General features: G+C 67.5%; 22 protein-coding genes. 17 read left to right on the forward strand and 5 right to left on the reverse strand.

Features of this window, described 5'->3' with window-relative positions:
* Positions 1-195: 195 nt before the first annotated feature.
* Positions 196-741, forward strand: coding sequence for a histidine phosphatase family protein (locus tag ACIA76_RS09555; RefSeq protein WP_397150416.1), 546 nt, complete (start codon positions 196-198; stop codon positions 739-741).
* On the opposite strand, the gene ACIA76_RS09560 is transcribed toward ACIA76_RS09555, so the two are convergent.
* Positions 692-1,327 carry a TetR/AcrR family transcriptional regulator gene (locus tag ACIA76_RS09560; protein WP_397150418.1) on the reverse strand — a complete coding sequence of 212 codons (636 nt, stop codon included), beginning with the start codon at positions 1,325-1,327 and terminating at the stop codon, positions 692-694. The two genes, ACIA76_RS09555 and ACIA76_RS09560, sit on opposite strands and share 50 nt — an antisense overlap.
* 68 nt (positions 1,328-1,395) lie before the next feature.
* Here ACIA76_RS09560 and ACIA76_RS09565 point away from each other — a divergent pair, with 68 nt between their 5' ends.
* Both ACIA76_RS09565 and ACIA76_RS09570 read left to right on the forward strand, forming a co-directional pair.
* Positions 1,396-2,358 (forward strand): patatin-like phospholipase family protein, encoded by a 963-nt coding sequence (locus ACIA76_RS09565; RefSeq protein WP_397150420.1) that lies wholly within the window; start codon positions 1,396-1,398, stop codon positions 2,356-2,358.
* Complete coding sequence (locus ACIA76_RS09570; RefSeq protein ID WP_397150422.1) at positions 2,355-3,206, forward strand: SDR family oxidoreductase; 852 nt, start codon at positions 2,355-2,357, stop codon at positions 3,204-3,206. The genes ACIA76_RS09565 and ACIA76_RS09570 overlap by 4 nt, the downstream gene beginning before the upstream one ends.
* Before the next feature lie 54 nt (positions 3,207-3,260).
* Here ACIA76_RS09570 and ACIA76_RS09575 read toward each other — a convergent pair whose 3' ends face one another.
* Entirely contained in the window at positions 3,261-4,790 is a 1,530-nt protein-coding gene (locus ACIA76_RS09575; RefSeq protein ID WP_397150424.1) for an aldehyde dehydrogenase family protein, read from the reverse strand.
* Positions 4,791-4,869: 79 nt separating this feature from the next.
* Between ACIA76_RS09575 and ACIA76_RS09580 the strand changes: the two genes are divergently transcribed.
* From ACIA76_RS09580 to ACIA76_RS09605, 6 genes are all read left to right on the forward strand, one after another.
* Positions 4,870-5,322: an Lrp/AsnC family transcriptional regulator gene (locus tag ACIA76_RS09580; protein WP_397150426.1), complete on the forward strand. Its 453-nt coding sequence runs from the start codon at positions 4,870-4,872 to the stop codon at positions 5,320-5,322.
* 67 nt (positions 5,323-5,389) lie between these two features.
* Positions 5,390-6,727: an L-lysine 6-transaminase gene (lat, locus tag ACIA76_RS09585; protein WP_397150428.1), complete on the forward strand. Its 1,338-nt coding sequence runs from the start codon at positions 5,390-5,392 to the stop codon at positions 6,725-6,727.
* A gap of 185 nt (positions 6,728-6,912) precedes the next feature.
* The gene (locus ACIA76_RS09590; RefSeq protein WP_397150430.1) at positions 6,913-8,145 is read left to right on the forward strand and encodes a beta-propeller fold lactonase family protein; all 1,233 of its coding nucleotides are present in this window, start codon (positions 6,913-6,915) and stop codon (positions 8,143-8,145) included.
* A gap of 122 nt (positions 8,146-8,267) precedes the next feature.
* Positions 8,268-9,908: an acyl-CoA carboxylase subunit beta gene (locus tag ACIA76_RS09595; protein ID WP_397150432.1), complete on the forward strand. Its 1,641-nt coding sequence runs from the start codon at positions 8,268-8,270 to the stop codon at positions 9,906-9,908.
* Positions 9,909-10,124: 216 nt separating this feature from the next.
* Positions 10,125-10,442 (forward strand): acyl-CoA carboxylase subunit epsilon, encoded by a 318-nt coding sequence (locus tag ACIA76_RS09600; RefSeq protein ID WP_397150434.1) that lies wholly within the window; start codon positions 10,125-10,127, stop codon positions 10,440-10,442.
* Position 10,443: 1 nt separating this feature from the next.
* Positions 10,444-11,112, forward strand: coding sequence for a Maf family protein (locus tag ACIA76_RS09605; protein WP_397150436.1), 669 nt, complete (start codon positions 10,444-10,446; stop codon positions 11,110-11,112).
* Here ACIA76_RS09605 and ACIA76_RS09610 read toward each other — a convergent pair.
* Positions 11,023-11,820, reverse strand: coding sequence for a helix-turn-helix transcriptional regulator (locus ACIA76_RS09610; RefSeq protein WP_397150438.1), 798 nt, complete (start codon positions 11,818-11,820; stop codon positions 11,023-11,025). The genes ACIA76_RS09605 and ACIA76_RS09610 overlap by 90 nt on opposite strands.
* 148 nt (positions 11,821-11,968) lie before the next feature.
* Between ACIA76_RS09610 and ACIA76_RS09615 the strand changes: the two genes are divergently transcribed.
* On the forward strand, positions 11,969-12,892 hold the full coding sequence (locus ACIA76_RS09615; protein WP_397150441.1) for a sulfurtransferase: 924 nt from the start codon (positions 11,969-11,971) through the stop codon (positions 12,890-12,892).
* Positions 12,893-13,036: 144 nt separating this feature from the next.
* A complete protein-coding gene (locus ACIA76_RS09620) occupies positions 13,037-14,839 on the forward strand; it encodes a biotin carboxylase N-terminal domain-containing protein (RefSeq protein WP_397150444.1) in 1,803 nt (600 codons plus the stop codon).
* A 60-nt stretch (positions 14,840-14,899) separates the two neighbouring features.
* Here ACIA76_RS09620 and ACIA76_RS09625 read toward each other — a convergent pair whose 3' ends face one another.
* A complete protein-coding gene (locus ACIA76_RS09625; RefSeq protein ID WP_397150447.1) occupies positions 14,900-16,342 on the reverse strand; it encodes a protein kinase in 1,443 nt (480 codons plus the stop codon).
* 60 nt (positions 16,343-16,402) lie between these two features.
* Between ACIA76_RS09625 and ACIA76_RS09630 the strand changes: the two genes are divergently transcribed.
* The 4 genes from ACIA76_RS09630 to ACIA76_RS09645 all read left to right on the forward strand — a co-directional run bounded on the left by ACIA76_RS09630 (position 16,403) and on the right by ACIA76_RS09645 (position 18,290).
* Positions 16,403-16,816, forward strand: a complete 414-nt coding sequence (locus ACIA76_RS09630) for a DUF1707 domain-containing protein (protein ID WP_397150449.1) — start codon at positions 16,403-16,405, stop codon at positions 16,814-16,816.
* Positions 16,817-17,155, forward strand: a complete 339-nt coding sequence (locus ACIA76_RS09635) for a hypothetical protein (protein ID WP_397150451.1) — start codon at positions 16,817-16,819, stop codon at positions 17,153-17,155. It abuts the gene before it with no gap.
* Between the two features lie 133 nt (positions 17,156-17,288).
* Positions 17,289-17,468 carry a hypothetical protein gene (locus ACIA76_RS09640; RefSeq protein WP_397150453.1) on the forward strand — a complete coding sequence of 60 codons (180 nt, stop codon included), beginning with the start codon at positions 17,289-17,291 and terminating at the stop codon, positions 17,466-17,468.
* A 21-nt stretch (positions 17,469-17,489) separates the two neighbouring features.
* On the forward strand, positions 17,490-18,290 hold the full coding sequence (locus ACIA76_RS09645) for a biotin--[acetyl-CoA-carboxylase] ligase (RefSeq protein ID WP_397150455.1): 801 nt from the start codon (positions 17,490-17,492) through the stop codon (positions 18,288-18,290).
* Between the two features lies 1 nt (position 18,291).
* Here the strand turns inward: ACIA76_RS09645 and ACIA76_RS09650 are convergent, their stop codons facing one another.
* Complete coding sequence (locus ACIA76_RS09650) at positions 18,292-19,242, reverse strand: acyl-ACP desaturase (RefSeq protein ID WP_397150457.1); 951 nt, start codon at positions 19,240-19,242, stop codon at positions 18,292-18,294.
* Positions 19,243-19,393: 151 nt separating this feature from the next.
* On the opposite strand from ACIA76_RS09650, the gene ACIA76_RS09655 reads away from it, so the two are divergent.
* Together ACIA76_RS09655 and ACIA76_RS09660 are read left to right on the forward strand one after the other, a co-directional pair.
* Positions 19,394-19,942 (forward strand): PH domain-containing protein, encoded by a 549-nt coding sequence (locus ACIA76_RS09655; RefSeq protein WP_397150459.1) that lies wholly within the window; start codon positions 19,394-19,396, stop codon positions 19,940-19,942.
* A gap of 166 nt (positions 19,943-20,108) precedes the next feature.
* Positions 20,109-20,786: a response regulator transcription factor gene (locus tag ACIA76_RS09660; protein WP_397150461.1), complete on the forward strand. Its 678-nt coding sequence runs from the start codon at positions 20,109-20,111 to the stop codon at positions 20,784-20,786.
* The last annotated feature ends 4 nt before the right edge of the window (positions 20,787-20,790 follow it).

A 20,790-nucleotide genomic window follows, 5' to 3' on the forward strand; every position in this document is an offset into this window, starting at 1 on the left:
GCGCGGCGGGGGGTGGGGGGGGGGGGGGGCGCGCCCCCGACGTCATAGCAGCGGGGGGGCCCCCCCCCCACGAGCCTCCGGGCGCCGCAAACCCGCGACGCCGGAGGCGGCGCCAATAACACAGCCTCAGAGCGCCGCAAACCCGCGACGACGAAGTCGGCGCCAAAAGACACAGCGCGCCGTACGCTTCCATCCGTGCAGAAGGTCCTCCGCCTCGACCTAGTCAGTCACGGTATGACCGAAGCGATGCGCAAAGCCCGATTCCCGGTGGATGAGCCGCTGACCGAGGCGGGCCGCCGGGCCGTCGCCGCATTCGGGCGATTACACGCGGCCCGCGTTCTCACCGCACCGGAACGACGGGCCGTAGAAACCGCGGCGCTGCTGGGACTGCTGGGCGATGAGGACGATCGGCTGCGCGACCTGGATGCCGGCGCCTGGCGCGGTGGGGAGTTGATGTCGGTGCCGCAGGACGAGCTCTACGCCTGGCTGACCGATCCGAAGTTCCGCGGCCACGGCGGCGAGGCGGTCGTCGATGTGGTCGAGCGGACCCGGGAATGGCTCGACGATATGGCCACCCAGGGCGTGCCGACCATCGCGGTCACCCATCCGGCGGTGATCCGCTCGGCACTGCTGGTGACCCTCGATGCGCCCTCGAAATCGTTCTGGCGCATCGATATTCCGCCGGTCAGCATCACCCGCCTGCACTATCGCGGGGAATGGACGCTGCACTTCCGGACATAGCCGACCGCACCAGCATGCCCACCGCCTCGGTGATCAGGCGCGCGGACAGCGACGGGTCGACCGCCCGCTGAATACCCAGTCCGAGCCCCGCGCTCAGCATCAGCGTGGCCGCGTCCTCGGCCGGTAGCGGCAGGTTCACCCCGAGATCGCCGGCGAGGGTGCCCAGCTGCGCGGCGACCATGCCCCGGACGAGGCCGAGGCTGGATACCAATTCGGTCTGCAGCGCCGGATCGTCGCGGGCGACGATGGCGAATTCGAATTCCAGCATCGTCCAGCCCACGTCGCCGAGGGTGCGCTCGGCCCAGCCCTCCAGCCGCGCGAGCCGTTCCTCCAGCGTGCCCGCGGGCCGCATCAGCTCGGTCACCTCACCGAACTTGGTCTCGTGGATGAGCGCCAGCACCTCGAGGCAGAGCTGCGATTTGGTGCGGAAGTTGGAGTAGACCGCGCCCTTGGAGTACCCGGCCTCCTCGGCGACCCGTTCCAGGCTGGTCCGGGCATAGCCCTCGGACAGGAACAGCTCGCGTGCGGTGTCGAGCAGTTCCGCGCGGGTGCGGGCCTGACTTTCGGATCGGGTCAGTCGTGCCATGCACGGATTCTATGTACGGCCGGATTTCGGATACCGGCGGTATTCGAACCCTGCTACTGTGCGAAACCATGAGTAACGGCAATGGGGCCATCCGGCGCGGGCTGGCGATCGGCTGCGGCGGCACCGTCGGCGGGGCGTGGATCGTCGCCGCGCTCGCCGGGGTGCGCGATGTGCTGGAGTGGGATCCGCGGCAGGCCGATGTCCTGATCGGCACCTCGGCCGGTGCGGAGCTGGTGACCATGCTCGGCAGCGGGATCGGCGTCGACGAGCTGATCGCGATGCAGCGCGGCACCGTCACCGATCCGGTGCTGCTGCGGCATCTGCGCGACGAGCCGGGCAGATTCCCGCCGTTGCCGCGCCCGCGCCTCGGCGCGCCGCGACAGTCCGTGCGCACGTTCGCCGCCGGCGGCATCCGGACCGGACAGCGGCTGCTCACCGCGGGCAGCGGACTGCTGCCGGAGGGCGGCGGCGATGCGGGCTGGCTGCAGCGGCTGGCCGACGGGGTCGCGCCGGGGCGCGACTGGGTGGCCCACCCCGCGACGTGGCTGGTGGCGATGGACTATGACACCGGCGAGCGGACGGCATTCGGATCGCCGGGCGCGCCCGGCGCGAGTCTCGGTGCGGCGCTGCGGGCCTCATGGGCCGTCCCGGGCTGGTACCCGCCGGTGACGATCGCGGGCCGCCGCTATGTCGACGGCGGTGCGGCCTCCACCGCCTCGGTGGATCTGCTGGCGTCGGCGGGGCTGGACGAGGTGGTGGTGCTCGCACCGATGGCCTCGACGGGACGGTTGCGGGCCGCCGGGCCGGGGCATCTGCTCGAGCGGCAGCTGCGCAATCGGATGAGCGCCCGCCTCGACAGCGAGATCGAGCGGTCGCGCGCCGCCGGAACCAAGGTGCTCCGAATCGACGCCACCGCAGCCGATCTCGCGGTCATGGGCCCGAACTTCATGGATGGCCGTCGCCGTCTGGACACCTTCGAACACAGTCTGCGCAGCACCCGCCGCGCGGTCGAGCAGGGAGCATTCGCGTGAGTATCTTCGGAAATGGTTATCCGGCCATCGATCTGGCGGGCAGTCGCGTATTGATCACCGGTGGCGGCCGCGGTATCGGCCAGGCGACGGCGGAGCTGTTCGCGCGCAAGGGTTCCGAGGTGGTCATCGCCGATGTCGATATCGACGCGGCGCGGGCGGTGGCGGTGGCCCTGAGCGGACGCGCCGTCGAACTCGATGTGCGGGCCCGCGATCAGTGGGACAGGGTCGTCGCGGATCTGGGCCGGGTCGACATCCTGGTCAACAATGCCGGGGTGATGCCCGCGGGCCCGTTCCTGGATGAGCCGGATGTGGTGGGGCACACCACGATCGATGTGAACGTCTGGGGCCTGATCCACGGTATGCGCGCGGTGGCGCCCGCGATGATCGAGCGCGGCCGCGGGCATGTGGTGAACGTCGCCTCTCTCGCGGGCAAGATCCCGGTCCCCGGGCTGGCGGTCTACAACGCGAGCAAGTTTGCCGCCGTGGGCCTTTCGGCGGCGACCCGCCTGGAATTCGCCGATCACGGCGTGAGCGTCAGCTGCGTGCTGCCCTCGGCGGTGCGTACCCGCCTGTCCTCAGGCCTGTCCCTCGGTCACGGCATGCCGACCGTCGACCCCGAGGACGTGGCCGCCGCCATCGTGAAGACCTGCTATACCCGCCGCGCCGAAATCGCCGTCCCCCGCTACCTCACCCCCGTCGACATGGCCCTGGCGGCCACACCCGAACCCGCGCTCCGCTTGTTCCGCCGCCTGCTCGATGGCGACCGAGCCCTCCACCCCTCCGACGAGAAAACCCGCGCCACCTACGAATCCCAGGTCCGAGCCATCAGCGAGCGCCTCGAACCCTGACCTCTTCCTTGTTCCTCGTCCCGGGCGCCCCAGCGCCCGGGACGAGGATCTCGCTCAGCCGAACTGAATCCCCTGGGCCAGAGGCAATTCGGAGGAGTAGTTGATCGTGTTGGTAGCCCGGCGCATATAGGCCTTCCATGAATCGGAGCCGGATTCCCGCCCGCCACCGGTCTGCTTCTCACCGCCGAAAGCACCGCCGATTTCGGCCCCGGAGGTGCCGATGTTGACGTTGGCGATGCCGCAGTCGGAGCCGTCGGCGGCCAGGAAGCGCTCGGCCTCGCGCTGATCGGTGGTGAACACGGCCGACGAGAGGCCTTGCGGCACACCGTTGTGCAGTTCGACGGCGGTGTCGAAATCGGAGTAGGTGAGCACGTAGAGAATGGGTGCGAAGGTCTCCTCGCGGACCACCTCGGTCTGCGCGGGCATCCGCACGATCGCCGGGCGCACATAGAAGGCATCCGGCCCGCCCGCCTCGACTCGCTCACCGCCGCAGATCAATTCGCCGCCGTCGGCGACCGCGCGAGCGATCGCCTTCTGCATGGCGTCGTAGGCGCGCTCGTTGATCAGCGGACCGACCAGCACCCCGTCGTCGAGCGGATTGCCCACGTTCAGTTGGCGATACGCCTTCTCGATGCGCTCCACCAGCGCGTCCACCACATCGGCATGCGCGATCACGCGCCGCAGCGATGTGCAGCGCTGTCCGGCGGTACCGGCGGCCGAGAAAACCACACCCCGCGTGGCCAATTCGAGATCCGCCGAGCGCGTCACGATCGCGGCGTTGTTACCGCCCAGCTCCAGCAGGCAGCGGCCGAACCGCGCGGCCACCCGCGGCGCGACGATCTGGCCCATCCGCACCGATCCGGTCGCGCTGACCAGCGCCACCCGCTCGTCGTCGACCAGCCGCGCACCGATATCGGCCGCGCCCTGCACGAGCTGATGGATTTCGGGATCGGCGCCCACCTCGGCCGCGGCCCGGCGCAGCAGCGTATGACAGGCCAGCGCGGTCAGCGGCGTGGTCTCCGAGGGCTTCCACACCACGGTGTCGCCGCATACCAGCGCCAGCGCGGTATTCCACGACCACACGGCCACCGGGAAGTTGAATGCCGACAGCACCCCGACCACCCCGAGCGGATGCCAGGTCTCCATCAGCCGATGGCCCGGCCGCTCCGAGGGCATGGTGTATCCGTACAGCTGACGCGACATCCCGACCGCGAATTCGCAGATGTCGATCATCTCCTGCACCTCGCCCCGGGCCTCCGGGCCGATCTTGCCCGCCTCCAGGGTCACCAATTCGCCCAGCTGGTCGAGGTGTTCGGTCAGCAGTTGGCCCAGCCGGCGCACGACCGCGGCACGCTGCGGCGCGGGCACCGTGCGCCAGCCGCGAAAGGCGTTGGCGGCCTTGGTGACAGCGGTATCGACCTCCTCGGCCGTACTCGGCGTCAGGGTCGCCAGCTCACCGCCGGTGATCGGCGTGCGGGCCGGCAGCGGTCCGGGCGCGGGCGGCTGCGCGCCGAGCTCGCGCAGAAGTTGCTCTGCGCGGGCGCGCAACTGGTCGGTGCGGGGTGCGGTCACTGCGGGTGTCATCCATTTCTCCATATGAGATTCGCAAGGTCCGAGGTGATGTTCCGGCCACGAGTTCGAGTCGCTGAGTTAGCCTTCGCTGATGGCGGATGCACCGGCGAAAGCCGCTCTGGACGAGATCGATCGACTGCTGATTCGTGAGCTGATGGCCGACGGGCGGGCCACGCTGTCGAATCTGGCGGAGAAGGCCAACCTGTCGGTGTCCGCCGTGCAATCCCGGGTTCGGCGACTCGAGGCGCGCGGGGTGATCCGAGGTTATACGGCGAAGGTCGATCCGGAGGCGCTGGGACAACTGCTGTCGGCATTCGTCGCCATCACTCCTCTCGACCCGTCCCAACCCGATGATGCCCCCGCCCTCCTACAGCACATCCCCGGCATCGAGGAATGCCACTCGGTAGCCGGCGACGAGAGCTACATGTTGTTGGTGCGGGTGGCCTCGCCGCGTCACCTCGAGCAACTGCTGCAGGAGATCCGTGCGACCGCCAACGTCCGAACACGCAGCACGATCATTCTCCAGACATTCTACGACAGATGAGCTCAGATCGTTACTTTTTACGGTCATACCGTAGCCAAGACGTAAATATTTGCGTATCGTCGTCTGTGTGACCCTCGAACTGGAGCGCCCGGGGGTAGTTGCAGAAGCGACGCCGGTCACCCCCACTCGCGTACACGAAATCCTGTCAGCGAACATCCTCGCCGACGGTTTCGACCTAGTGCTGGACCTGCGCAGATCGCGCGGCCGGCGGCTGGTCGACGCCCGTGACGGCACCACCTACCTCGATATGTTCGGCTTCTTCGCCTCCTCGGCGCTGGGTATGAACCACCCGGCCCTCACCGAGGACGAGGAGTTCCGATCCGAGCTGGCGACCGCGGCGATGAACAAGCCCAGCAACTCCGACGTTTACACCGTGGAGATGGCCCGCTTCGTCGATACCTTCGCGCGGGTGCTCGGCGATCCCGCGTTGCCGCATCTGTTCTTCATCGATGGCGGTGCGCTGGCGGTGGAGAACGCGCTCAAGGCCGCCTTCGACTGGAAGAGCCGGCATAACGAGATGCACGGCCGCCCAGCCGAACTCGGCACCAAGGTGCTGCATCTGACGGGCGCCTTCCACGGCCGCAGCGGCTATACGCTGTCGCTCACCAACACCGACGAGGTCAAGATCGCCCGCTTCCCGAAGTTCGAGTGGCCGCGGATCGATACCCCGTATCTGGCCGACGGTGTGGATATCGAGGAGGCCGAGCGCCGGGCGCTGGCGCAGGCGCGCGCGGCCTTCGACGAAAACCTGCACGATATCGCCTGTTTCATCGCCGAGCCGATTCAGGGCGAGGGCGGCGACCGGCACTTGCGACCGCAGTTCCTGCGGGCCATGCGAGAGCTGTGCCATGAGCACGACGCGCTGTTCGTCCTCGACGAGGTGCAGACCGGCGCCGGGATCACCGGCACCAACTGGGCCTTCCAGCAGCTGGACGTGCAGCCCGATATCGTGGCCTTCGGCAAGAAGACCCAGGTCTGCGGCATCATGGCGGGCGGTCGCCTCGACGAGGTGCCCGACAACGTCTTCGCGGTGAGCTCGCGACTGAATTCCACCTGGGGCGGCAATCTCGGCGATATGGTCCGGGCCCGCCGGATCTTCGAGGTGATCGAGCGCGACGAATTGGTCGCGCGCACTGCCGAACTCGGCACGTATCTCCTCGGTCGGCTCGAGGAGTTGGCCGCCAAGCATTCCGAGGTCAGCGAGCCGCGTGGGCGCGGGCTCATGTGCGCGATCACGCTGGAATCGGCCGAGCTGCGCGATGCGGTGATCACCGAACTGCGCGAGCGGGAGCGGGTGCTGATCCTGGGCACCGGCGAGCGTGGTCTGCGGTTCCGCCCGCCGCTCACCGTCACCACCGAGGAGCTCGACGAGGCGATCGCCGCGCTCGATCGGGTGCTGAGCTGATCGTCCGCCCTATTCGGGGATAACGGACATTCGCCGACGAATGGTTCGTTCTGCCTCGGCGTGTCGCGGGTTCCGGTTCGTCCTCGAGCCGGAACCCGGACTATTCACTTCAACCAGGCGATGACATAGCCGCGCGGTTGCTGTGAAAGCTGTTGTGGCGCACCTACGATCGCTGCCATGTCAACGTGCCCCTTCGACTCCCCGTGCGGGTGCGCCGCGTGAGCGCGCGCCGCGCACGTCTCGCAGTCGTCCTCGTCCTCGTTGTACTGACCGGTTGTGCCACGGGCGGTCCGGCCTCGAAGTCGCACCATGCCCCGGCCGGATCCTCGGTCGCCACGGCCTCGGGCGCACCCGAGCCGGTTGCGGCCAATGTGCTGCCCGGTATGCCGCCGCTGCTGTCGGCCACCGATGTCTACGCCGGCACGCGGGAGCTGAGTCCGGCCGTGGCCGACCATTTGCCCCTGGTTTACGTGCCCAACAGTGAATCGAATTCGGTCAGCGTGATCGACCCGGCCACCTTCCGGGTGGTCGACACCTATTCGTCCGAGGGGCGTGAGCCCCAGCACGTGGTCCCGTCCTACGACATGCGGACGCTGTATGTCACCAACGATCTGCCGCTCGGCAGCGGCAGCCTGCTGCCGATCGATCCCCGCACCGGCAAACCCGGCGATCCGCTGCCCGTGCGCGACCCCTACAACATGTACTTCACCCCGAACGGTAGGTACGCCCTGGTCGTCGCGGAGGCGGATAAGTCGATCGACCTCTACGACCCGCACACCTGGGAGCAGGTCGGCGCGATCGCGGTGCCCGACTGCGCGGGCGTCGACCATATGGATTTCACCGCCGACGGCCGATTCGCCATGGCCAGTTGCGAATTCGCGGGCGAGATGGCGGTGCTCGACATCGCCGGATCGCGGCTGGTGGAGATGGTGGATCTGCCGGGCACCCATCACGGCGCGGGCATGCCGCAGGATGTGAAGCTCTCCCCGGACGGATCGACCTTCTACGTCGCCGACATGATGGCCGACGGCATGTACACCTTCGACGCGAAGACCTTCGCCAGTACCGGCTACATCCCGACCGGTAAAGGGACCCACGGGCTCTATGTGACCCGCGATTCCCAGCAGATGATCATCACCAACCGCGGCGAGGGCACGCTGTCGGTCTGGGATTTCGCCGAGAAGAAGCTCGTGCGCAAGTGGGAGATCCCCGGCGGCGGCAGTCCGGATATGGGCAACATCTCCGCCGACGGCCGAGTTTTCTGGGTGTCGGGACGATACAACGGCGAGGTGTACGCAATCGACATCGTGGACTGGAAACTGTTGGCGCGCATACCGGTTGGAAGCGGACCGCATGGTTTGACGGTGTGGCCGCAACCGGGTCGCTACTCCACCGGACATACCGGTGTCATGCGCTGAAACTCTTGGTGCGCACCGGGTTTCACCAGGGGTTTTCTACCGGCGAGTAGCCGATGGCGGTACTCGCCGGTAGCCCCCACTGGAATTCTCACCGCGCCCGCGCACTGACTACACTCCGGGGCATGACGAGTGTCCAGCAGCAGCCTCAGCCGGGTTCGGCGGGCGCCCCCGACGTCCACACCACCGCTGGGAAGCTGGCCGATCTGCGCAACCGCATGGACGAGGCCAAGCACCCGATGGGTGAGGCCGCGGTCGACAAGGTCCATGCCAAGGGCAAGCTGACCGCGCGGGAGCGGATCCTCGCACTGCTGGACGAGGGCTCGTTCGTGGAGCTGGACGCGTTGGCCCGGCATCGCAGCGTCAACTTCGGTATGGAGAGCAACCGCCCGCTGGGCGACGGCGTGGTGACCGGTTACGGCACCATCGACGGCCGCGACGTCTGCATCTTCTCCCAGGACGCCACCGTATTCGGCGGCAGCCTCGGCGAGGTGTACGGCGAGAAGATCGTCAAGGTCATGGATCTGGCGGTCAAGACCGGCCGCCCGCTGATCGGCATCAACGACGGCGCGGGCGCACGCATCCAGGAGGGTGTGGTCTCGCTCGGCCTCTACGGCGAGATCTTCCACCGCAACATCCAGGCCTCCGGCGTGATCCCGCAGATCTCGCTGATCATGGGTGCGGCCGCGGGTGGGCACGTGTACTCCCCGGCGCTGACCGACTTCGTCATCATGGTCGACGAGACCAGCAAGATGTTCATCACCGGCCCGGACGTCATCAAGACCGTCACCGGTGAAGAGGTCACCATGGAGGAGCTGGGCGGCGCCCACACCCATATGGTGAAGTCGGGCACGGCCCACTACGTGGCCTCGGGTGAGCAGGACGCGCTGGACTACGTCAAGGATCTGCTGAGCTATCTCCCCAGCAACAACCGCGCCGAGCCGCCGCGCTTCCCGGCCACCGATCCGATCGAGGGTGCGATCGAGGAGTCGCTGACCGAGGAGGATCTCGAGCTCGATTCGATCGTCCCGGATTCGCCGAACCAGCCCTACGACATGCACGAGGTCATCCGCCGGCTGCTCGACGACGACGAATTCCTCGAGGTGCAGGCCGAGCGTGCGATGAACATCATCATCGGGTTCGGGCGTGTCGACGGCCGCAGCGTCGGCATCGTGGCCAATCAGCCGACCCAGTTCGCGGGCTGCCTCGACATCGACGCCTCGGAGAAGGCCGCGCGCTTCGTGCGGACCTGTGATGCGTTCAACGTCCCGATCATCACGCTGGTCGACGTGCCGGGCTTCCTTCCGGGCACCGGCCAGGAATACAACGGCATCATCCGCCGCGGTGCGAAGCTGCTCTACGCCTACGGCGAGGCCACGGTCGGCAAGATCACGATCATCACCCGCAAGGCCTACGGCGGCGCCTACGACGTGATGGGTTCCAAGCATATGGGCGCCGATGTGAACCTGGCCTGGCCGACCGCCCAGATCGCGGTCATGGGCGCCTCGGGCGCGGTCGGATTCGTCTATCGCAAGCAGCTGTCGCAGGCGGCCGCCGACGGCGCCGATGTCGACGCGCTGCGGCTGGAGCTGCAGAACGAATACGAGGACACCCTGGTCAACCCGTATGTGGCGGCCGAGCGCGGCTATGTGGACGCGGTCATTCCGCCCTCACATACCCGCGGGCAGATCGTGTCGGCACTGCGCCTGCTCGAGCGCAAGATGGTCACCCTGCCGCCGAAGAAGCACGGCAACATTCCGTTGTGATCCGACGATATGCGCGGTATGGGGGCACACTGCGATGTGAGGTGTTCAACACATCATGCCGCGCACTGAACTACTCATCCGAGTGAAGATGGAAGTAGGGGCGCCCGTAATCGAGCGCCGCAACGAATACTGTTTGCGGGATCTCCGCCGCGTTGCGGAGGCCGCGAACGCCGAACCTTCGAGAGGTTCGGCACCTGGACAGGAGGAGCTGGCGCTGTGACGGCTGTGGCTGATGAAGAAGTATTGCGCGCCGCCGAGCTGGATCTGTCGGTCGACGATCTCGTCGCGATGGAGCCGCTGGTCGCCGATACCGAATCGCATGCGGGACCCGTCGTCCGGATCCTGAAGGGCTCTCCCACCGACGACGAGATCGCCGCTCTGGTGTGTGTGCTGGCGGCGGCCGCCGCGAGCGCCGACGCGTCGGCACAGGATCAGGGCCCGGCGGACCTGTGGGGACGGCCCACATTCCTGCACCGCGGTGCGTCGCCGTTCTCGCCCTATTCCTTCCCGTACCTGTCGCATCTACGCGACTGACGTGACGGGATTCGTACTCGCCTCGGCCTCGCCCGCACGGCTTCAGGTGCTGCGCTCGGCCGGGCTGGATCCATTCGTCCGGATCTCCGATGTGGACGAGGACGCGGTCGCCGCGGCCCTGCCCGCCGGCACGTCTCATGAGGGCGTGGTGGTCGCGCTGGCCGTGGCCAAGGCCGAATCGGTGGCCGCCGCCCTGATCGCCGAGCGGGCCGATGTCATCGCCGATTGCGTTGTGGTCGGCTGTGATTCGATGCTGCTGGTCGATGATGTGCTGCAGGGCAAGCCGCTGACCGCCGAGGTCGCGCGGGCGCGCTGGGCCGTGCAGGCCGGGCGCAGCGCGGATCTGCTGACCGGGCATTGTGTGCTGCGGTTGCGGGACGGGCGGATCACGCGGATCGCGCACGACTGCAGTGGGACCCGGGTGCATTTCACCAAACCGCAGCCCGAGGAATTGGACGCCTATATCGCCACGGGCGAGCCGCTGCAGGTGGCGGGCGCATTCACCCTCGACGGCCGTGGGGGCTGGTTCGTCGACGGGCTGGAGGGCGATCCGTCGAGCGTGATCGGGATCGGGCTGCCGCTACTGCGTCGACTGCTTGGCGACGTGGGCCTCTCCGTTGCGCAGCTGTGGGTCCGCGGTGCGCAGCTGGGGAGCGACGCGACCGCCTGACGGTGTCGGGATCCGCGGTTCGCCCGTTTCGGGCGGCGTATCCGGCATGGTCGCGGGATCGGGCACCAGCATGCGCTGCAGGGCCTCGAGCCGCGCGACGCACAGTTCGGGCTCCACGAACGGATGCAGCCGCACATTCACCGCGTCCCGGCCGCCGTTGCGGTCGATCACCTCGCGCATCAGACCCAGATGAACGCCGCAGACGACCTCGGAGTGGGTGCGGGCCAATTCCCGCAGCGGGCAGGCGGTCATCCGGATCATGACCTGCTCGTCGGTCTCCGAGGAGGCGTCGCGTTCGGGGGCGAAGCCGAGTTCGGACATCATCGTCATGGTGACGTCCTTGGCATCGTCGAGCGAGGCGATCGGCTGTTCCATCGACTCGAGTTTGGCGCCCCAGGCCCGCCCGGCCGCGATGGCCGCATCCGAGCGGCGACGCGGATCGCTGCCGAGCTGATCGGCCAGCACCTGGGCCAGATCCTGATAGCCGACCGATCGCTGGACCGCGGTGTAGCCGATGCGCGGGCGGCCGCGACCGCGTGGCGGCTGCTGGAATTGGCGCACCAGCGATTCCCGGGTCAGCACATCGAGGTGGAAACGCACGGTGGTTACGTGCTGCCCGGTGACTCTGGCGAGCTCCTGGGCATCGAGAGGCTCGCTGGCGCCACGTAGGATCGCGAGCAGGCGCCGTCGTGGCCAAGAATCAGACATAGCTCACCCCTCCTCCCGGGAGACTTTATCGGATGGGGGTGCGACTTATTCGCTCTTCACCCGATTCGTGATGTGGAAGCGGTTGCTGTGCGGTTCCCCACCTACGATCGGTGTGGAACCGCCGACTCACAGTGAAGGACCGACCATAGTGCCAGTCGCCCCGGACCCTCATCAATCCTTTGACGCCCACGCATATCCTCACCGACTTGTAACCACAGAGTGGCTGTCGGCAAACATCGGCGCGCCGGGGCTCAAGATCGTGGAAGCGGACGAGGACATCCTCCTCTACGACATCGGCCACGTCCCCGGTGCCATCAAGATCGACTGGCGGGCCGAGCTTACCGACCCGAGCACCCGAGATGTGGTCGACGGCGCCCGTTTCGCCGAATTGATGCGAGCAAAGGGTATAGGGCGAGACGACACTGTGGTGATCTACGGAGACAAAGGCAACGGCACCGCCGCCGCCGCGCTCTGGGTATTCGATCTTTTCGGGCATCCCGACGTGCGATTACTCGATGGCGGACGCGATGCGTGGATCTCGGAAGAACGCGACACCACCTTCGAGGTGCCCGATATGGGCCTGGGTGAATATCCGATCATCGCGCGCGACGATCGCACGGCGCGGGCATTCCTCGACGAGATCCGCGAGCGGCTGCATTCGGGCGGCGAGGCGCTGTTGGATGTCCGTGTGGCCGAGGAGTATTCGGGCGAATTGGACAGAATTGCCGATCGACCGGAGGAACAGTCGTTGCGGGCCGGGCACATTCCCACGGCGGTGAACATTCCGTGGACCTACGCGGTGAGCGGTGACGGCCGGTTTCGGTCCCGGGCGGAATTGGATCGGATCTACGAGCAGTTCCGCGATGCCGGGGAAACGATCGTCTACTGCCGCATCGGTGAACGTGCGGCGCATACCTGGTTCGTGCTCACCGCTTTGCTGGGTCTCGGTAATGTCCGCAATTACGATGGTTCGTGGACCGAATGGGGCAATGCCGTCCGCACTCCGATCGTCAAGGGCGCTGAACCCGGCGAGGTGCCGGAACCGTCGCGTCCGGCGGCCAGCACCGCGTAAAGTGCGGAGCGCGAACGCGGGGGACATGTTGTCCGTAGCACTGGTCGGGACTACTGTTCAGTAGCCCCTAGCCCGTTTCGGAGTCTGTTGGCAGACTGCCTACACTCGCTCCAGACGAAACATGTCCACAGCACAGGAGGCTCAGTGCCCAGCCACGCCAGCGCGCAGATCACGAAGGTTCTGATTGCGAATCGGGGCGAGATCGCGGTGCGGGTGATCCGGGCCGCGAAGGATGCCGGTATCGCGAGTGTCGCGGTGTACGCCGAACCCGATGCGGATGCGCCCTTCGTGAAGCTTGCCGATGAGGCGTTCGCGCTCGGTGGTCAGACCTCGGCCGAGTCGTACCTGGTGTTCGACAAGATTCTGGATGCCGCGCGGCGTTCGGGCGCGGACTCGATTCATCCCGGGTACGGGTTCCTGTCGGAGAACGCCGATTTCGCGCAGGCCGTGATCGATGCCGGTCTGATCTGGATCGGGCCGAGCCCGCAGTCGATTCGGGATCTGGGTGACAAGGTGACCGCGCGGCATATCGCCGGGCGGGCCGAGGCGCCGATGGCGGCGGGCACGAAGGATCCGGTGAAGGATTCCTCCGAGGTCGTCGAGTTCGCGCGGAAATACGGTGTGCCGGTGGCGATCAAGGCCGCCTTCGGTGGCGGTGGCCGCGGTATGAAGGTCGCGCACACGATCGAGGAGATTCCGGAGCTGTTCGAGTCGGCCACGCGTGAGGCGACCGCGGCGTTCGGGCGGGGCGAATGCTTCGTGGAGCAGTATCTGGACAAGGCGCGGCACGTCGAGGCGCAGGTGCTGGCGGATCAGCACGGCAATGTGATCGTGGCCGGCACCCGTGACTGCTCGCTGCAGCGCCGGTTCCAGAAGTTGGTCGAGGAGGCGCCCGCGCCGTTCCTGAGTGATGCGGTGCGCGCCAAGATCCACGAGTCCGCCAAGCGGATCTGCCGTGAGGCCGGGTATTACGGTGCGGGCACCGTGGAGTATCTGGTGCAGGGCGAGACCGTGTCGTTCCTCGAGGTGAATACCCGCCTGCAGGTCGAACATCCGGTGACCGAGGAGACCTCGGGCCTGGACCTGGTGCGCTGGCAGTTCCGTATCGCCAATGGCGAGGAGCTGACCATTACCGAGGATCCCACGCCGCGTGGGCATTCCATCGAGTTCCGGATCAATGGTGAGGACGCGGGTCGTGGCTTCCTGCCCGCACCGGGCCCGGTGACGGTGTACAAGGAGCCGGCCGGTCCGGGCGTGCGCATGGATTCGGGTGTGGTCGAGGGCAGCGTGATCGGCGGGCAGTTCGACTCGATGCTGGCCAAGCTGATCGTGACCGGTGAGAACCGCACCCAGGCGCTGGAGCGCGCGTCGCGCGCGCTGGCCGAATACGAGATCGAGGGCTTGGCGACGGTGTTGCCGTTCCATCGGCATATCGTGACCAATCCGGCGTTCGTCGGCGATGGCACCAAGTTCGACGTCTACACCAAGTGGATCGAGAACGATTGGGACAACCCGATCGAGCCCTATACCGGTGGTCAGCCGATCGAGGACGAGGACGAGGCGCCGCGGCAGAAGGTCGTGGTCGAGGTCGGCGGCCGTCGCCTCGAGGTATCGCTGCCGGGTCAGTTCACCGTCGGTGCGGGCGCGGCCGGTGTGGCCGGGAACGGTGCCGGTGTGATCCGTAAGAAGCCCAAGCCGCGTAAGCGTGGTGGTGCGGCGGCGGGTGCGGCGTCGGGTGATGCGGTGACCGCGCCGATGCAGGGCACCGTGGTCAAGGTCGCGGTCGAGGAGGGCCAGGCCGTCGAGGCCGGTGATCTGATCGTGGTGCTCGAGGCCATGAAGATGGAGAATCCGGTCAACGCGCATAAGGCCGGTGTCGTCACGGGCCTGTCGGTACAGGCCGGGGCCGCCATCACGCAGGGCACCGTGCTCGCCGAAATCAAGTAAGCACAAGCGTTTTCGCTCCGGGGCCCGTCCGCGCATTCGAGCGGACGGGCCCTCGGCTTTCTATTCATCGTCCCCGCGATGGTGGCCGCGGTGCTCGCCGGGCTCCTCGTTCTCGCCCTTCCTCTCGCTCTCGCCCTTCTTCGTGATGCCGGGGATGCCGGGAATCTGGAACGGCGGGGTGCCGAAACCCGGCGGCACCGGAATGGTCAATCGCGGCAGGGTGGTGGGCGCGGTGGTCTCCGGCGGTTCCTCGGTGGTGGGTCCGACGACGGCGGGCGGGACGTGCGTCGTCGTCGGCCGGGTGCCGCCGCCCCGGGGCAGTAGCGCGGTACCGAAGGCTATGACCCCGAGCAGGACGACCGCGGCGGCCACGATCGCGGCCACTCGGGCGATCGGAAATCGTTGCGGTGCGGCCGTTGCGGGAGCCGCATCGCGTCGCGGCTCGGGGGTGGACATCACCCTGGTCGGCCGCGGCGCGGGGGCGTGCTGGGCGCGGGTGGGTCCGGCCGCCGATGCGCCGCGGACGGGCGTTGAGGTGCGCGTCGGCCCCGCCGCCGGTGCGCCATGGCCGGGCATCGGCAGGGCTCGGGTGGGACGTGGCCTCGGGGGCGGCGATTCGACGATCGTCCGCGATCGGATCGCACCGGCCGGTTGGGGGGATTCGAGCAGCGGTGGCGTGCGCGAAACCGGTTGGGCCATACCGATTGCCGCGCGGGCCGCGGCCGCCAGCTCGCCCGCGCTCTGATATCGGTCGTCGGCCTCCTTGGCCATGCCGCGGGCGATCACCTCGTCCAGCGCCTCGGGCACCTCGGGATCGACGGCCGTGGCGCGCGGCGGATCCACCCACAGGTGGGCGTGCAGCTGTTGTACCGGATCGGTATCGCCGAAAGGCCTGTTCGCGGTGAGACATTCGTAGAGCACGCAGGCCAGCGCGTAGACGTCGGAACGGGAATCGGCATGTCCGGCGAAGCGCTCCGGCGCCATATAGGCCAGCGTGCCGACCGTGAAACCCGTTGCGGTGATGGTGGTCTGGTTCGATGCGCGGGCGATCCCGAAATCGATCAGATAGGCAAACCCGCTGGCGTGCACGATGATGTTGGCGGGCTTGACATCTCGATGGATCAGCCCGGCCGCATGCGCGGCGTCGAGCGCCTCGGCGATCTGCGAGATCAGGTCCACCGCCGCGGGCGCGCCCATCGGCCCACCCCGCAGCCGCCCGGCCACATCGAGGCCCGGAATGTAGGCCATGGCCAGGAACAGCCGGCCGTCTTGTTCGCCGAAACCGTGGATCGGCACGATATGCGGATCGTCGAGTCCGGCCCCGATCCGCGCCTCCCGCTCGAATCGTCGTCGATAGTCCGGATCCTCGGCCGCGGTGATCGACAGGATCTTCAGGGCCACCGTGCGTCCGGTGTCGTCGTCGTGCGCGCGCCACACCTCGCCCACCGAACCGCGTCCGATGAGCCCGTCGAGCCGATATCTGCCGAACCGCCGTGCCACCACCCGACGACCCTAAACCGGCCACGTGCGGCGGAACCAGTGCGCGGTCGCTAGTCTCGATATATGGCTGATTCACCCGACGTCCGCATCGGCACCACCGAGCGCGAGGATGCCATGAAGCGGTTGTCGGATCATTTCGCCGCGGGCCGGCTGTCGGTCGCAGAATTCGACGAGCGCAGCGCGGTGGTCGCGAACGCGGTGACCCGCGGTGATCTGGTGCGGGTGTTCACCGATCTGCCCGAGCCGGTGACCGCGACCCCGGCTCCGCCGCCGGCACATCCGAAGGGCGACCGCCCGGAATTCGGCGGCCCGGTGATGGGTCTGATCGTGATCGTGGCGCTGGTGCTGTTCTTCACCACCCACACCTGGCTGTGGTTCCTGCTGATTCCGGCGTCGGGCGTCCTGTTCGGGGCCTCGCAGCAGCACAATCGCGACCAACGCCGCCGGGAGCGCCGGCAGCGCCGCCGGGGGGTGTAGATGGAACCGGTCGAGATCAACGCGGGCAGTTGGTATCTGCGCGCCCTGCGTGCCGATGAGCGCATCGACGATCGGCCCGCACTGGCCACCGGAGGCATCGACGATCCGGAGTATGTGGCGCGCCGCACCCGCGAATGGGCCGAGTCGACGCGATATTCGTGGGCGGTCTGCGAGCCCACCACCGCGGAACTGGTCGCCGAGATCGTGGTGACGCCGAATCCCGATGGCACGGCCGATCTTTCCGGCTGGGCGCGCGAGGGCTACGACGACGCACTGGAAATCGGACAGGCCGCGGTGCGGCGTTTCGTGGCCGGGGCGCTCGGGCTGCAACCCGTCTGAGTCGAATTCGATTGTCCTGATAGCACTTTCGAATACGTGCGTCAATTGATTTGATTCCGAACGGAAAATAAATCACTGTCGCCTGCGCATGGTCCGGCGTTACCGTGGAGACCTCCGAGCGCAGGGGAGGCGCATGATGTGGAAATGGAGTAGGACCGTCGCGGAAAGAGCCGCGGCGGCTACGTGGAACGGCTGGCAGCACCGCGAACTCGCGCCGACCGTGCTCGACCCGGAGTCGTGGCGCGAGCCGGCCAAGGACGATCCGCGCGAGGACGTCCTGTTCGTAGTGCGGACGCTGTCACTGGTCCGCTGAGGTCGGTAGTAGCCTGCGGTGGTGCATAGGCCACCTTTGGATGCCGAACGATTGCGACGCGCCGTCGCGGACTCACCGGATCTGTCGTTCTTCACCCGTCTCGACGTGGTGGAGTCCACCGGATCCACCAACGCCGATCTGATCGGGCACGCCGGCGATCCGGATTCGGATCGCCGGGTGCTGATCGCGGAGGCGCAGGAGCGCGGCCGCGGCCGGCACGAGCGCCCGTGGGTGAGCCCACCGCGGGCTCAGCTGTCGATGTCGATCCTGGTGCGGCTGGGCGGAATCGCCCCGGCCGCACTGGGCTGGCTGCCGCTGCTGACCGGTGTCGCGGTGGTCGACGGCGTGCGCGCCGCCAGCGGTCTGCAGGCAAATCTGAAGTGGCCCAACGATGTTCTGATCGACGGACGCAAGGCCGCGGGCATCCTCGCCGAGGTGGCCGCGAGCGGTGCGGCGCCCGCGGTGGTGATCGGAGTCGGACTCAATGTGAGCCTGGTCGAGTCCGAACTGCCTGTCCCACACGCCACCTCGCTGGCGCTGGCCGGTGCGCCCGATGTCGATCGGACCGAACTCGCGCTCTCGCTGCTGCGCGAATTCGCCCGGCACTTCACCGCATGGGAGACCGCCGGCTGGGAGGTCACCGGCCTGGCGCAGGAATACCGAAAGCGTTGCGGCACACTCGGAACCGAGGTTCGCGCGGAACTTCCGGGTGGCGAGGTGCTCACCGGGATCGCGACCGATGTGGACGACCACGGTCGCCTGCTGATCGGCGACCGGGCCGTATCGGCCGGTGATGTGACGCACCTGCGCGCCGGATATTGAGTTACAGCGAGGCCATTTCGCGCGCGGCCTCGCGGGCCAGCAGTCGATCGCGCTGCTCCTCGAACTTGACGACATCGCCCGCGAGCTTGTCCAGATAGGCGGCGAGCTGTTCGCGGGACCGTTCGCCCTCCGGGCCGAAGTCGTTGCGCTCGAAGATGTTCCAGATCTTGAGCACGGGCGCGATGACCTCTTCCAGATGCTGGCGCAGATCGTAGATGCCGTGCTTGGCCATCAGCACGCCGTTGCGGCGGAAGTTGGGCATGCCGTATCCGGGCATGGTGAAGTTGGTGACGATCTCGGTGATGGCCCGCAGGGCCTGATCCGGCGCCAGATCCAAGGCGGCGCCGCAGGTGGTGCGGTAGAAGATCATGTGCAGGTTCTCGTCGGCGGCGATGCGCTGCAGCATTCGGTCGGCGACCGGATCGTTGCAGACGCGGCCGGTGTTGCGATGGCTGACGCGGGTGGCCAGCTCCTGGAAGGTCACATAGGCCACCGAATGCATGAATCCGCCCCAGCCCTCTGGATGCTGGACGCCGTTGGTCATATGGATCATGCGTGCCTGTTCCAGGGCGACCGGATCGACACCACGGGTGACCGTGAGGTAATCGCGCATGACGATGCCGTGCCGGTTCTCCTCGGCGGTCCAGCGGCCGACCCAGGTGCCCCAGGCGCCCTCCTGGGAGAAGTTCTCCGCGATCTCGCGGTGATAGGAGGGCAGGTTGTCCTCGGTGAGCAGATTGGTGATCATCGAGACCTTCGCGACCTCGCTGAGCCGCGATTGCGTCGGATCCCAGTCCGCCCCGCCCATTGCGGCGAAGTTGCGGCCCTCGTCCCAGGGGACGTAGTCGTGCGGGTGCCACTCCTTGGCCATCGACAGATGGCGGTTCAGATTCTGTTCCGCCACCGGTTCGAGTTCGGTGAGGATTTGCAGCTGAGTCAGTTCCTTGGTCACGCATGCCTCCGCTCGATACGAATCGACAGGGAAATGCCTGGTCGGACTTGGTGTTGCGATGCTGCGGGAAAGCCGTGGCGATACGCCTGTGACCGGGAACCATGGCGTTCGCTGTGGTCATTGTCGCATCCGCGGACGGTAGGGTTCGCATATGGGCTATCCGGAGGAGCTGCTCGCGCCGGACGAGCAGTTGCTACTGCATCGTCATCCGCACTGGAAGATGTTGTTCTGGCCGGCGGTCACCTTCGTCGTCGCGAGCGCCCTCGCGGGTTTCGCCGGGGGGCTGTCGTGGAAACACATCGAGGGCAGCGCGCACAACGTCGTCCTGATCGCCATCGCGGTGGTCTGGGCGCTACTGGTCCTGTGGCGCTGTGCCGGACCCGTGATCCGTTGGAACTCAACACATTTCATCATCACCGACCGCCGTGTCCTGATCCGCCAGGGCGTGCTCACCCACACCGGCATCGATATCCCGATGAACCGCATCTCCAGCGTCCAGTTCCGCCACGGCCTGTTCGACCGCATGCTCGGCACGGGCACCCTGATCATCGACGCCGCGTCCGGCGACCCCCTCGAATACGACGACATCCCCCAGGTCCAGAAGGTCCACGCGCTCCTCTACCACGAGGTCTTCGACAACCAGCAGTCCTACGACCCCCGTCGAGAGAGTGGTCACCACAACCAGCCCGACCGCCGCTGACACCGCTCGATCAGGCCGGCCTGAGAGGTTTGCGGCGCGGGGGGGGGGGGGGGGGGGGGCGGGGCCCCCCCCCCCCCCCCCCCCCCCGGGGCCCCCCCAAACCCCGCGCCGACGCAGTCGGCGCCAATCAACACAGACATATCTCGCAGGTGCGTAACCTTGGGGCGTGACCGCCGTATTACTGGCCGAAGACGACGAGGCCATCGCCGCCCCGCTGTCCCGGGCACTGGGGCGCGAGGGTTATTCGGTAACCGTGGAGAGCTTCGGCCCCGCGGTGCTGCAGCGTGCGCTCGAGGGCGAACACGATCTGTTGATCCTCGATCTCGGGCTGCCCGGCATGGATGGGTTGGAGGTGTGCCGGCAGGTGCGGGCGCGCGGCGCCGATCTCGCGGTGCTGATGCTGACCGCGCGCACCGATGAGGTCGACTTCGTCGTCGGACTCGATGCCGGGGCCGATGACTATGTGGGCAAACCCTTTCGGCTCGCCGAGCTGCTGGCCCGGGTGCGAGCGCTGTTGCGGCGCAGCGGGATCGGTGACGAGACGGTCGATATCGGCGGCGTGCGACTGGAGCCGCAGGCCCGCCGGGTGCTGGTCAACGGGCACGAGGTGAACCTGGCCAACAAGGAATACGAGCTGCTCAAGGTCCTCATCGATCGGGCCGGGCAGGTGGTACCGCGCGAAACCATCCTGCGCGAGGTATGGGGCGACGCCGATCTGCGCGGCTCCAAGACCCTCGATATGCATATGTCCTGGCTGCGGCGGAAGATCGGCGACGAGGGCCCGGTGGCCGAGCGTCGCATCGTCACCGTGCGCGGCGTCGGCTTCCGGTTCAACACCGACTGACGGC

Origin of the sequence: Nocardia sp. NPDC051570 (assembly GCF_044454005.1) — a bacterium.
GTDB lineage: Bacteria > Actinomycetota > Actinomycetes > Mycobacteriales > Mycobacteriaceae > Nocardia.